Genomic DNA, 14,002 nt, shown 5'->3' on the forward strand with positions numbered 1-14,002 from the left:
AAAAGCATATGGCAAGCAGCCACATGCTTTTAGCAGAAAATCTATTTAAATTCAGTTACCAATTTATCAAATTCTTGCTCAGAAATTTTTAAGTTAAGTTTAGACATTCCTTCTTCTTTGAAACCAGGAACGTGATTTTCATAACTTGTTTTATTAGTATTTTGATAAATTAAGCCAGTAAGCAAGCTGTTTGTTTCCATTATTTTAGTCATCGCCATAACACGGTTCGACGGATCGTAATCAGGAGTTTCTTCCAGATCTACGATGTTTTCTTTGAACCAGTCATAAGTGTTGACTTTGTTAAAAGTAACACATGGGCTGAATACGTTGATGAATGAGAATCCATTGTGTTTCATTCCAGCTTCGATCAAAGCCGTCAACTGCTTCAGGTTACTGGAGAACGATTGACCAATGAACGTTGCGCCAGCTGCCAAAGCTACTTCTAATGGAGACAATGCGGATTCAATTGAACCTGCAGGTGTACTTTTAGTTTTGAAGCCTTCAGCACTTCTTGGAGAAGTTTGGCCTTTTGTCAAACCATAAATTTGGTTATCCATTACGATGTAAGTAATATTGATGTTACGACGGATTGCATGAACGGTATGACCCATACCAATTGCGAAGCCATCGCCATCGCCGCCTGCAGCTAGTACAGTCAACTCACGGTTAGCCATTTTCAAGCCTTGAGCAATTGGAAGCGAACGGCCATGAACACCATGGAAACCGTAAGCGTTAATGTAACCAGAGATACGGCCGGAACATCCGATACCGGAAACGATACCTAAATCTTCAGGCTCCAAACCAACGTTAGCAGCCGCTCTTTGAATTGCCGCTTGAATGGAGAAATCTCCACATCCAGGGCACCAGTTAGGTTTAATATTGTTACGAAAGTCTTTTAATGTTGCCATACAAGGTTCAGCTCCTGACAAAATGTAGTGATTTCTGCTGGCAAGAATGGATTACCGTTATATTTAAGCAAGCTTTTAATTTTGTCTGCATGACCTACGTTCAATTTGATTAATGAAGCTAATTGACCCGTAGCATTGTTCTCGATAACAACTACTGTCTTTGCTTTATCCATGAAAGGCTCTAATTCAGCAGCCGGGAACGGATGCATAAGACGAACTGTTGCGTGATTTGTTTTAATTCCTTTTGCTTCCAAGCGCGCTCTAGCTTCATCAATTGTTCCGCCTGTCGAACCCATGCCAATGATCAGCAGTTCCGGTTCTTCATGAGGTGCGTCGATAAGAATAGGATTCGTTACTTTTACATGCTTCAATTTCTCCATACGTTTATCCATCATTTTCTTACGGTTATCCGTACTTTCTGATGGACGTCCCTCTTGGTCATGCTCTACGCCGGTAACATGGTGAATCCCGTGTTTTTGACCTGGGATAACACGTGGAGAGATGCCATCTTCAGCAAACTCGTAACGTTTAAACAGCTTGTTAGGCTCATTTTCCGGAAGCTCGCCTTGTTCCAAGCGGCCGCGGTCAATTTGAATTCTATTGTAATCCAGCATTTCACAGGATTGTTTACCTAGTGATAGTTGCAGGTCAGTTAGCAAAATAACAGGACATTGGTATTTCTCAGCCAAGTTGAAAGCTTCAACTGCATCGTAGAAGCACTCTTCAATCGATGAAGGAGAAAGTACGATTTTTGGAATTTCACCGTGTGTACCATAAATCATGGCATACAAGTCGGACTGTTCTTGCTTGGTAGGCAGACCAGTACTTGGGCCTCCACGCTGAGTGTCCACAATAACAATAGGTGTTTCCGTCATACCGGCCAAGCCGATTGCTTCCATCATCAAGGACAGACCAGGACCTGCGGATGCTGTCATGGTACGAACACCACCGTAGTTGCCTCCGATTGCCATTGTTACAGCCGCGATTTCATCTTCCGTTTGAATTACGGCACCGCCGAATTTAGGAAGGGTTTTAGTTAAGTATTCCATGATCTCAGACGCAGGAGTAATTGGGTAAGCAGGCATGAAACGACATCCCCCTGCAAGTGAACCCAGACCAATTGCATCGTTACCGATCATGAACAATTTTTGCTTACCGTCTGCTGGCTCCAATTGGAACTCAAGCAAGGGTCCGCCGTTTGCTTCCAAAATAAATTCAGCCGCTTTACGAACTGCCTCGATGTTCTTCTCAACAACCGCGGCACCCTTACGTCCGAACTCTTCTTCAACTGCTTTATTAAACACTTCCAGTGGCAAGCCGAGCAAAGCCCAAGATGCGCCGGAAGCAGCCATATTCTTAAATAATGAAGTTCCAAGCTCTTCTGCGATAGCCGTAATTGGCACTGGAAATAAACGAGCCTTGATACCTTCTGGTACAACAGGATTAAATTTAGCGTCTGCAACGATTACACCGTTGTCACGCAGCTCAAATGCGTTCAAATCGATTGTTTCTTGGTCAAATGCAACAAGGATATCTAGATCATCGGAAATGGCACGAATAGGCTTTGTGCTGATTCTGATCTTGTTGTTGGTGTGTCCCCCCTTAATACGAGAGGAGAAATGACGGTACCCATACAAATAATATCCTAGACGATTCAATGCCGTCGAGAATATTTTATCGGTACTTTCTACACCTTCCCCTTGTTGTCCTCCGATCTTCCAAGATAATTGGCTAATCACCGTTGTCCACTCCTTTTGATAGTCACTGACTTTGCAACTGATCAACTTATGTTTAAAAGAAACTTAATATATAGATAAAAAATTTCTTTCAGTTGTCATCCAAATTTTATGATTTTAAGCGACAAAAAGCAAGTGCTTTTCAATAAAACAAACATAGTATTTTTAGATGATATCCATATCAAAATGAGATCGATTCAACTATTATACATATCCAAGAAAGATGTAAGCGTTTATGAAACGGGTAAATTCGTTTTAAAAAACGAAAACCAGTTTCGATACAAGAAGCCTTCCACTGTTTGGTCACTATAAAAACGAGAAAGTTGTTGTGCCAGATTGTCCATTTGGCCAGTATGCTCCAGATCAGTTATCTTCTTATCAAATCCATCAAAATCGGACCCTAACACAACATGCTTTTCCCCGCCCAGAGCGCACACATGCTCTATATGCTTTATTAATTGCGCTATGGATGCGGTCCCTGCGTCACTTACAAACCACGGTACGAACGTCATACCTATTCGCCCGCCTTTTATAATTAAAGCACGTATCTGATCATCTTTCAAATTTCTCGGATGCTTACAAACCGCCTCTGCATTAGAATGTGTTGCAACTATTGGGCTGCTTGAATGATCAGCAAGATCCCAAAACGAACGAACCGACAAATGGGACGCATCTAATATTATGCCCAAATCATTGCACTCTTTAATAAATCTTTTTCCTTTTTTTGAAAAACCCCCTTTTCTTGCTTCCAAAATCCCATCGGCCGCCCAATTTGCGTAATTCCACGTTACACCGATCATACGCACTCCAAGATGATATAGAATTTGCGTATACAAGGAATGATCATTAATCGCGTCTGCGCCTTCTAAGGTCAGTATAGCTCCAACCTTTGTCCCATTCATCACTTGCAGCAAGTCTGACTGGTTTTTGATTACAGTCAATTTATCGTTTATTGCGATCTTCTGATAAAAAATATTTATGTACTCCAGGTAATCATCGAATTTTGGCTGCTTAATGGATTCCGGCAAGTAAATGGCAAAGCATTGGATTTTAACTCCCGACCTTATTATATTTTCATAGTTAACATCCAGCTCAGCTTGTTGAGGCTCATAGAAATTGATCAGTGGGTTCTCATACATTTTCCATAAAACGTCACAATGACCATCAATTATAATCACGGAATTCCCCCCTCTTACTAATAACATTTGAAGGATGAACAGCATTCGCAGCAGTTTATAGGACAAAAGTCTAAAGAATTTATACTTCTATTCAACTAAAAAAACCTGTTTACAACGTAAACAGGCGCTTACTATTCACTTATAATGAAGGCTGAGCTATCTTGGCTCTACGATCAATTTAATAGCCGTGCGGTCTTCTCCATCAATCACGATGTCTGTAAATGCTGGTATACAAATCAAATCTACCCCGCTAGGAGCCACGAATCCACGAGCAATTGCTACGGCTTTAATAGCTTGATTAAGAGCGCCGGCACCAATCGCTTGCAGTTCGGCAGCACCGCGCTCACGTAATACCCCTGCTAGTGCGCCGGCTACGGAGTTAGGATTAGACTTTGCTGAAACTTTTAATACATCCATGAAAAGTACCTCCTCGGGAATGATGGATTGCTTCCAGTACTATTCATATTCTAAAAATTTGCAGTTAATTCCTTCATCCCGAAGATCGTATTTTCTAACAATTATGAATTTTCCGACATTTCGTTATTTGTTGTACTGAAATTACTCAAACAACAATTGATCCTCGTCCATTCGAATTAATTGTATTTTTTTTCCTAGCCCGCTTATTGGATCTAAATCAATACACACTGCATGAAAATGCCATTTACCTTCATCCACCACAAAACGGACGGGAAGCTGGGTTTTAAATTTCTGCATAACTGCCGTTCTTTCCATACCTAGAATTCCATCCTGCGGACCTACCATACCCACATCAGTTACATAGGCCGTCCCTGAAGGCAGCAGACGCTCGTCATGAGTCTGAACATGCGTATGCGTCCCAACCACTGCGGACACCTTCCCGTCCAAATGCCAGCCCATTGCAAGCTTCTCAGAGGTTGCTTCTGCATGGAAGTCTACGAGTACGTATTTATGTTTCTTCTTCTGGGACTCAAGGATTGAATCCACTTTCTCAAAAGGACAGTCCAGCGGCGGTAAAAAAGTGCGTCCCTGCAAATTAATAATCAGCAGCTCCTGGTCCTTTACTTTGATCGTTGTATAGCCTCTACCAGGCGTCCCTTTTGGAAAGTTAGCAGGCCTTACCATCCGATCCTCATCATCGATAAAATCGAATATCTCTTTTTGATCCCAGGTATGATTGCCCATTGTAATTCCATGAACACCAAGCTCGAACAGTTCCTTTGTAATGGCCGCTGTGATACCTCTTCCCGCTGCTGCATTCTCTCCATTAGCTATAATAAAGGTTGGATTCAGCTTCGTCTTCAATCTCGGCAAGCAAGCTTTTACAGCTTTACGCCCAACCGAACCAACTATATCTCCTATAAACAAAATTCTCATGTCAGGTCTCCCATCAGTTGTAATTAAACATTTCATTACCCGTTAGTCTGTACTCTGGTTCAAACTTATATTATAACGTACTGCTCTTATAAAGACAAAAGAAAAGTGGCTTTTCAGCCACTTTTCTTTTTAAATACATTTTATTATTTTGCGTATTCGACCGCACGCGTTTCACGGATAACGGTTACCTTAATATGACCCGGATAATCCAGCTCACTCTCGATTTTTTTCGTTATATCACGCGCCAGGCGGAAAGCTTCGGTATCGTCGACCTTCTCAGGCTGTACCATGACACGAACTTCACGTCCGGCTTGAATTGCATAGCATTTCTCAACGCCTTCAAATGACTCTGAAATTTCTTCAAGCTTCTCAAGACGCTTGATATAAGTTTCGAGTGTTTCACGACGCGCTCCCGGACGAGCAGCGGACAATGCGTCTGCCGCGCCAACCAGCATAGCAATAACCGAAGTTGCTTCACAGTCACCATGATGGGACGCAATGCTGTTTATGACGACCGGATGTTCCTTGTACTTCTTGGCAATTTCTACGCCGATTTCAACATGCGAACCTTCAACTTCATGATCCAAAGCTTTACCGATGTCATGCAGGAGACCGGCACGTTTCGCCAATGTCACGTCTACCCCGAGCTCTCCCGCCATCAATCCTGTCAAATAGGCCACTTCCATCGAATGCTTCAACACGTTTTGTCCATAACTCGTTCTGAATTTCAGACGGCCCAAAATTTTGATCAAATCTGGATGCAACCCATGAACACCAGTTTCAAATGTTGCTTGCTCCCCGTATTCACGAATGCGTTCATCCACTTCCTTACGGGACTTCTCGACCATTTCTTCAATGCGAGCGGGATGAATCCGACCGTCTGCAACCAACTTCTCAAGTGAAGTTCGAGCAATCTCACGGCGAATCGGATCAAAACCGGACAGAATAACGGCTTCAGGTGTATCGTCAATAATTAGATCGATTCCCGTCAATGTTTCCAAAGCTCTGATATTTCTACCTTCGCGTCCGATAATGCGGCCTTTCATCTCTTCATTAGGCAATGAAACCACAGATACTGTAGTTTCTGCTACATGATCAGCAGCGCATCTTTGGATCGCCAACGTGATAATCTCGCGAGCCTTTTTGTCGCCCTCTTCTTTAGCCTGCTGCTCAATTTCTTTAATTAACTGTGCTGTTTCGTGGCGAACCTCTTGTTCGACATTGTTAAGGATGATTTGTTTAGCATCATCTGTGGAAAGAGCAGAAATTCGCTCTAATTCCGAAACTTGTTTTTTGTAAAGCTCATCAATTTGTGATTGGGTTTCTTCAATTCTCTTCTCTTTGTTGGCTACTTGCTCTTCTTTCTTTTCCAGAGATTCTAATTTTTTATCCAGCGATTCCTCTTTTTGCAACAAACGTCTCTCTTGTCGTTGTGTTTCATTTCGACGATCACGAATGTCTTTTTCAGCTTCGGTTCGGAGCTTATGAATCTCATCCTTCGCTTCCAGAACCGCTTCTTTCCTTAGTGCCTCCGCCTCTTTACTCGCGCTTTCCTTGATTTGCTGGGCGGCTTGCTCAGCACTTGAAATCTTCGCTTCTGCAATGGATTTGCGGATAAAATAACCAATCCCTAAGCATATTGCACCAACAAAGAGGATGATTAAGATCCAGATGACCGGATTTAATTGCATCCAGTTCACCTCCTCGTTGTTTCTCCAAGGGGTAAGCTTGGGACAGTATGGTTTTTAATCCGTTTTACAAGCGTAAGAATAAAGTAAAAATTGGCGATTTTACTTTGCGAATCACCCGATCAGGCAGGTCAAGATGATCCTTTGTATAAATATACACATTATTATTTTATCTTTTGTCGAAGAAGCTTGTCAAGGTGTCCGTTGCATAATTGATTTCATAATGAACTGAAGAAAGCTGTAGCGATAAAATTTACATTATTTAACTCCACTAATAGTATACATCATTAACTTATTTTATTCATCGAATTCAGTCTCAATCATCTGTTCATCCTCGAAATCCTCAGGGCTGCTTATTGCTTTCATAACACGTGAAATGATTCCTAGACTATAGCCCCTGCGCTGAAGAAACATCATTGTCTTTCTTTTTGCTTTCTGGATATCCTTATTAGCTTCACTATGATACTTCCTTGACCCTAAATCGAAAGCGCTGCGATATTCCGCATCCTCATCAATTTGATCAATGGCCTGCGTAATCTGCTCTGGATTTAGGCCTTTTTGCTTCAGTTCCTGCTTAACCCAGTTCCGGCCCTTCTTCTGCGAATTGATTCGCTGTTTCGTGAGTTGATCTGCAAACAATTGATCATCCAAATATTGCTCTCGTTTCAAGCGTTCTATTGTGTTTGAAATTAACGGGGCTTCATACCCCTTTTGCTTCAAACGGATGGTCAATTCGTGCTGGGTACGAAGTCTGGAGGCCAACAACCTAACTGCATCCAAATAAGCCCGCTGCTTATCTTCAGCTTCTGCAATCTCGTTCATTTCTTTAAGATTGATCATTGTCCCCTTAACAAGTCTATACTTAATTAATATGTCCTCATGAACAGAACAGGCGAATTGTTCGTCTATAAAAAGATTGTACCGTTCCTTCGATTTCTTTTGCCGCTCTACCTTCGTAATCGTTCCAGATAAGTTCAATTCATTATCCATACATAAACACTCCAAGCCTAAGGCAAAGGCACCTTATACCATTAGTAAAGGTGCCTTCTAACCTTGCTATTCAGTTGCTTCCAAATCTTCTTCATCCTCATCCACTTCATCCAAATCGGACCCTGTTGCTACAATCAAATTACTGTTTTCACGTATTTTACCATCGATAACATCAGCAATATGAGGATTATCCTTTAGGAATTGCTTTGCATTCTCACGACCTTGACCCAAACGATCATTGTTATACGAATACCAAGCACCACTCTTTTGAACGATATCCATTTCAGAACCAATGTCGATAATACTTCCTTCTTTGGAAATACCTTCGCCGTACATGATATCGATTTCCGCTTGTTTAAATGGCGGAGCCACTTTATTTTTTACAACCTTAATACGTGTTCGGTTACCAACCATGTCATTGCCCTGTTTGATTGTTTCAATACGACGGACATCCAAACGGATGGTTGAATAAAACTTCAATGCTCGGCCCCCTGGAGTCGTCTCTGGATTACCGAACATGACGCCTACTTTCTCACGGAGCTGATTAATAAAGATCGCAATTACTTTGGATTTATTAATAGCGCCAGAAAGTTTACGCAATGCCTGAGACATGAGTCGGGCTTGCAAGCCAACATGTGAATCGCCCATCTCACCCTCGATCTCCGCTCTTGGAACCAGAGCAGCGACAGAGTCTATTACAATAATATCAACTGCACCACTGCGCACAAGAGCCTCAGCAATCTCTAACGCTTGCTCTCCTGTATCTGGTTGGGACAACAGTAGATCATCAATGTTAATTCCTAATTTACTCGCATATAATGGATCTAGTGCATGCTCAGCATCGATAAAAGCAGCTGTTCCGCCCGCTCTTTGCACCTCAGCAATTGCATGTAAAGCAACCGTTGTTTTACCAGAAGATTCTGGTCCGTATACCTCTATAATTCTACCACGCGGATAACCGCCGATACCCAGTGCAATGTCAAGGGCCAAGGAACCGCTGGGAATAGTTTCAACTTTCATATGGGTGGATTCACCCAGCTTCATAATAGAGCCTTTACCAAATTGTTTCTCAATTTGACGAAGGGCACTTTCCAATGCTGCACGCCGATCTGCCAAAACAGTCACTTCCTTTTTTTATATTGGATAATTACATGATAACTGGTTTTGTTTGTGTTGCCAAGCATTTTTTTACGAACATACATTCGATTAAAACTCAAAAGAAAAACCGTAACAAAGTGGCCATGACTTGTTACGGTGCTTCCGTAAATCTATTATATTACATTACGAACACACAATACAAGAGTATTTTTTAGAGAAGCTTCCAAAGCTTATATAGGGCGCTTTTGGCTGCGCGCCATTTGATAGAATCCCTATTGCCGGTAAGCTGTAGCTGCTCCACTACCGTCTCCCCTTGCGTACTGGCAATCCCCACATACACAAGACCAACCGGCTTGCCTTCCGATGAATCAGGACCCGCTACCCCAGTAATGGCTACCGCATAATCCGAACCGGCTTGCGCTAACATCTGCTCGGCTAATATCTTCGCAGCTTCAGCACTGATAGCACCCGGAGCTCCTGGACCCTCAAGAACATCCATAGGCACATTCAGCAGCCTATGCTTTAAGATATTGGAATAGCATATAATGCCTCCTCTATACACGGCAGAGCTCCCAGGAACCGATGTGAGCATGTTGCTGAACAATCCTCCTGTACAGCTTTCTGCCGCAGCCAGAAGCTGCTTTCTGCTGCTCAGAATGTGGACAATTTCTTGCTCCAGCGTTACATCTTCCGCTGCATAGACATACTGTCCTAGCCTGCTGCGAATTTCACGTTCCATTGGATCCAATTTCACAGCTGCTTCAGCTTCTGATCCTGCCCGGGTTGTTAAGCGAATGGCGACTTCACCTTCTTTAGCGTAAGGTGCAATGGAAGGATCCGTCTGAGCTTTAATAAGATCTAGTAATTCATGCTCTAGCGACGATTCCCCGATACCCGCAAATTTGAGCATCCGAGAGAATAGAGGATGCACATGATTCATTTTAGATGAAATCCAAGGAGCGGCATACCTTTCAAACATCGGTTTCATTTCTTTGGGAGGACCTGGAAGTAATACATAGTGCGTTTGATCTTGTGTCAGCGCTATTCCAACTGCAAGTCCTGCATCATTAGTTAGTGGATCGCTATTATCAAGCATAAGCGCTTGCCTGCGATTGCTTTCTACCATATGTATCCCACGAGTACTGAACATCGCTTCTATCGCATCCATTGACGGTTGGTGCATAATGATTTGCCTTCCTAGAAAAGCAGCGAGGGCATCCTTAGTTAGATCGTCCTGTGTCGGTCCAAGCCCCCCGGTACAAATGATCAGGTCTGCACGGCCCTTTGCTGTTTGCAGCGCTTCGGTTAAGCGGCTCATGTTATCACCCACGACGGTCTGAAAGTAGACGCTTACTCCCAAATCAGCACATGACTGAGCTAAGTATTGAGCATTTGTATTCAAAATTTGCCCCAACAGTAATTCTGTTCCAACCGCAATAATCTCCGCTTTCATATTTTCATCCCCTCAGAATAAAACAAAAACAATAGGGCTAAGCCTACTGTTTTCATTCGTTAAAGTTAATAACATGTTTATTTTTGATAAAGTAATCAAATCCTGAATACAGCGTAATGATAGCTGCGATCCAGCTTGCAAACATATCGAACCGGAAGTTAATAAAGGCAAACGGAAAGTTATTGATCAATAAGGAGATAATGGCAGTGATTTGGGCAGCTGTCTTCCATTTCCCCCACTTACTCGCCGCTATTACATGCCCCTCCAGCAAGGCAATTTGACGCAGACCAGTAACCGCAAACTCCCGACTGATAATAACGATAACGATCCAAGCCCCTACTTTATCCATCTCTACAAGAGAGACGAGAACCGCTGACACAAGCAGCTTATCCGCTAATGGATCGAGCAGCTTTCCCAAATTTGTTACAAGCTTCCGCTTTCTGGCAATATATCCGTCCAGACCATCCGTCCACGCGGCAATGATGAAAATAAGCGCAGCAATAATCTGATTGTAAGTAATGCTAAATTGTTCAATTCGGATATGCGGAAACTTCACGTTGACCAGTAAAAAAAGCATGATAATTGGAACTAAAAAGATCCTCGCCAAGGTGATCTTGTTGGCCAGGTTCATGCCACAACCTCCCCAGATAAATCAAACTCAAACGAATGGGTAATACGAACCTTTGCTATTTTACCTATCTCTAGCTGTGATCCTGTTACAAACACTTCTCCGTCAATTTCAGGTGCATCATACTGAGATCTGCCAACATATACGTCATTGCGGCCATCATACTTTTCTATTAACACATCTACAGTATGTCCGATACGATTACCATTTCGCAAATTCGAGATTTCCCTTTGAATTTCCATTAATGTATTTGCACGGTATTCTTTCACCTTATCAGGTACTTGATCTGGAAGCTTAGCGGCAGGCGTATCTAGTTCCTTGGAATAAGCGAACACGCCTAAACGATCAAATTGCACATCCTGAATAAATTGCTTCAGGTTTTCAAAGTCCTGTTCAGTCTCACCTGGGAAACCGACAATCAACGAAGTCCGTAATGAAACATTAGGAATTCTTGTGCGTATTTTCTCTAGTAAGGCTCTGGCATCCTGCTGTCTGCCGGGTCTTCTCATACGTTTCAATATGCTGTCTTCACTGTGCTGCAAAGGCATATCGATATACTTGCAAACCTTCGGATTGCTCGCAATCGTGTCTATCAGCTCGTCGGTAAAAAATCCTGGATATGCGTAATGCAGACGTACCCACTCGATACCGGAAACCTCTGTAATCTTATTCAACAAAGTCGGCAGCATAAAGCCGTCATATAGATCGGTACCGTAATTAGTGGAATCCTGAGCAATTAAGCTGATTTCCCTAACTCCTTGCGAAGCCAGTTGTTCTACTTCAGCAACTATAGATTCCATGCTACGACTGCGGAATTTACCACGCATAATCGGGATACTACAGAAGGTACAGGCATTATCGCAGCCTTCGGCAATTTTCACATAAGCTGTGTACCGCGGAGTTGTAACCCTTCTAGGGAGAGGCTTGTCATAGTTAAACACCGGGTTTCCAACCAGCATCGGTTTCTTCCCAGCTAATGCATCATCGATAATGTCATTAATTTTATCAAAGTCGCCCGTTCCAACAATACCGTCAATCTCGGGCATTTCCCTCATAAGCTCCTGCTTATAACGCTGTGTTAAACAGCCGGATACAATCAGTGCCTTTAATTGGCCTGTTTCTTTCAAATCAGCCATATCTAATATCGTATTTACCGATTCTTCCTTGGCGGCATCGATAAATCCGCATGTATTGACGATGATTACAGTCGCATCTTCTTTATCACTCACTAGCTCGTAGCCACGTCCAAAAACTAATCCGGACATAATTTCGGAGTCAACGAGATTCTTCTCGCACCCCAACGTAACTACTTTTACTTTCTCTGTCATTTTACTTCCTCCAATATTTAAGCCTGCCTCTAATAGTATCAAGTATAATACAATGAACTGAATAGTGTCAAAAAAAGAACCTGTGCAAAAGCAGCAACTCCTGCTCTCACAAAGGTTTCCTGTAATTAATAAAGATTAAAATGATTAACGAAAATTTAGAAATTGCAATTCCAGAGGGATATCCTCTTTCCTTAGCAATTGAATGATTTGCTGAAGATCATCCTTATTTTTTCCGGTAACCCGAATTTGATCACCTTGAATTTGACTCTTCACCTTCAGTTTGGAATCGCGAATCAAGATATTGATTTTTTTGGCATTATCTTGGTCAATACCTTGCTTTAGCTTAATTCTTTGGCGAACGGTTTGCGATGATGCGGGCTCAACTTTGCCGTAGTCCAGGTTTTTTAGCGATATGCCACGTTTTGCCATTTTTGAATACAAAATATCCAATACATTTTGCAGCTTGAATTCATCGTCCGAGAGAATGACCAGCTCTTCCTTTTCGATGGCAATTTTGCTTTTGCTGTTTTTAAAATCGAACCGGGTACTTATTTCTCTTTCTGCTTGATTAATCGCATTATTTAATTCTTGCATGTCCATCTTGGACACAATATCAAAAGAACTTTCTGCATTACTCATGGCTACACTTCCCTTATCTTCATCATTCTACAATCCTAAATATGACCTAGCATAATTTTCTAATATAATAACATAAAAAGACACCGCGAGCCAACGCTTCGGGTGTCTTCTGTCGTTTCAATCAGACCTTTTGCAAATCGATTTGAATTCGTTTCGCGTTAGGCGTATCTCCTACCTGTACTAAAGTCCCGTTCACCGTTAATTCGATAGCGTTGGAACGACCAAAAATGAGAAATGCTGAGTTAGCTACCTCCCAGGTTTGAGATTTCCCATTGGTATACGTGCCCTGCTCAACAATATTTCGCTCCTGCCCCAATGAGTCTATCTGAACCCAACACGCTTCACCTGTTACCTTCATTTGAATAGTAAGCTTATCGGCATTGGAAACTGAATAATAGTCCGTACCGCTTTGGCTCTTCACGAACTTAACTTCAATTTTTGGAGCAGGGGGAGGTGTCGGAACCGAAGGTTCGGTCTTCTTCTCGGTCAAAGGGACTGCAGCACTACCGCTATTTAAATTGGTCGATGAAGGGTCTAACTTTTTGTCTGTTACCCGATTGGGCTCATCGCTAGGCTTGGCATCAATCGGATTCCCCGGGTAATGCATATTGAGATAGTAGTAAATAATCCCTAATATAAGTACTACAAATGAAACCATCATAACGTTAGACGCCCATTTTCCGATTTTCTCGGTATTACGGCGGGTTCGCTTGCTGCGGATTGGCTCGATAAGCTGTTCTTGTTCATGTGCCGGTATTACATTTTGATATAACCGCAATACCTCATTGGGATCCAACCCCACCGCCTCGGAATAGCTTTTTATAAAAGCTCTCACATAGAACGTACCGGGTAGTACCTTGTAATTCCCATCTTCAATCGCTTCCAAATAACGCTTGCGGATTTTGGTTGTTTCCTGCAAGTCATCCAGTGAAATCTTATTCTCCATCCGTGCTTTTCGCAGCAGTTGGCCAAGATCGGACATATTCTCACCCCTTTTCAACAC

General features: G+C 42.4%; 13 protein-coding genes. All 13 read right to left on the minus strand.

Going from position 1 to position 14,002, the window contains the following annotated elements; genetic code table 11:
• Window positions 1–41: 41 nt before the first annotated feature.
• The gene (locus GC093_RS09120) at window positions 42–908 is read right to left on the minus strand and encodes a 2-oxoacid:ferredoxin oxidoreductase subunit beta (protein WP_171651543.1); all 867 of its coding nucleotides are present in this window, start codon (window positions 906–908) and stop codon (window positions 42–44) included.
• Window positions 896–2,647, minus strand: coding sequence for a 2-oxoacid:acceptor oxidoreductase subunit alpha (locus tag GC093_RS09125; RefSeq protein ID WP_171651544.1), 1,752 nt, complete (start codon window positions 2,645–2,647; stop codon window positions 896–898). The genes GC093_RS09120 and GC093_RS09125 overlap by 13 nt, the downstream gene beginning before the upstream one ends.
• A gap of 230 nt (window positions 2,648–2,877) precedes the next feature.
• On the minus strand, window positions 2,878–3,822 hold the full coding sequence (locus GC093_RS09130) for a dipeptidase (protein ID WP_312886485.1): 945 nt from the start codon (window positions 3,820–3,822) through the stop codon (window positions 2,878–2,880).
• A 156-nt stretch (window positions 3,823–3,978) separates the two neighbouring features.
• Window positions 3,979–4,239, minus strand: a complete 261-nt coding sequence (locus GC093_RS09135; RefSeq protein WP_025335291.1) for a stage V sporulation protein S — start codon at window positions 4,237–4,239, stop codon at window positions 3,979–3,981.
• A 141-nt stretch (window positions 4,240–4,380) separates the two neighbouring features.
• Entirely contained in the window at window positions 4,381–5,175 is a 795-nt protein-coding gene (locus tag GC093_RS09140) for a TIGR00282 family metallophosphoesterase (RefSeq protein ID WP_171651546.1), read from the minus strand.
• A gap of 143 nt (window positions 5,176–5,318) precedes the next feature.
• Window positions 5,319–6,866 (minus strand): ribonuclease Y, encoded by a 1,548-nt coding sequence (gene rny / locus GC093_RS09145; RefSeq protein WP_171651547.1) that lies wholly within the window; start codon window positions 6,864–6,866, stop codon window positions 5,319–5,321.
• Between the two features lie 294 nt (window positions 6,867–7,160).
• Window positions 7,161–7,853, minus strand: a complete 693-nt coding sequence (locus GC093_RS09150) for a RecX family transcriptional regulator (RefSeq protein WP_171651548.1) — start codon at window positions 7,851–7,853, stop codon at window positions 7,161–7,163.
• 66 nt (window positions 7,854–7,919) lie between these two features.
• Window positions 7,920–8,969: a recombinase RecA gene (gene recA, locus GC093_RS09155; RefSeq protein ID WP_171651549.1), complete on the minus strand. Its 1,050-nt coding sequence runs from the start codon at window positions 8,967–8,969 to the stop codon at window positions 7,920–7,922.
• 193 nt (window positions 8,970–9,162) lie between these two features.
• The gene (locus tag GC093_RS09160) at window positions 9,163–10,404 is read right to left on the minus strand and encodes a competence/damage-inducible protein A (RefSeq protein ID WP_171651550.1); all 1,242 of its coding nucleotides are present in this window, start codon (window positions 10,402–10,404) and stop codon (window positions 9,163–9,165) included.
• 52 nt (window positions 10,405–10,456) lie between these two features.
• On the minus strand, window positions 10,457–11,035 hold the full coding sequence (gene pgsA / locus GC093_RS09165) for a CDP-diacylglycerol--glycerol-3-phosphate 3-phosphatidyltransferase (protein WP_171651551.1): 579 nt from the start codon (window positions 11,033–11,035) through the stop codon (window positions 10,457–10,459).
• Window positions 11,032–12,360 carry a 30S ribosomal protein S12 methylthiotransferase RimO gene (rimO, locus tag GC093_RS09170; protein ID WP_171651552.1) on the minus strand — a complete coding sequence of 443 codons (1,329 nt, stop codon included), beginning with the start codon at window positions 12,358–12,360 and terminating at the stop codon, window positions 11,032–11,034. The genes pgsA and rimO overlap by 4 nt, the downstream gene beginning before the upstream one ends.
• Window positions 12,361–12,504: 144 nt before the next feature.
• Window positions 12,505–12,999, minus strand: a complete 495-nt coding sequence (locus tag GC093_RS09175; protein WP_171651553.1) for a YajQ family cyclic di-GMP-binding protein — start codon at window positions 12,997–12,999, stop codon at window positions 12,505–12,507.
• Between the two features lie 121 nt (window positions 13,000–13,120).
• Complete coding sequence (locus GC093_RS09180) at window positions 13,121–13,981, minus strand: helix-turn-helix domain-containing protein (RefSeq protein ID WP_171651554.1); 861 nt, start codon at window positions 13,979–13,981, stop codon at window positions 13,121–13,123.
• Window positions 13,982–14,002: the final 21 nt, after the last annotated feature.

The organism is Paenibacillus foliorum (genome assembly GCF_013141765.1).
GTDB lineage: Bacteria > Bacillota > Bacilli > Paenibacillales > NBRC-103111 > Paenibacillus_S > Paenibacillus_S foliorum.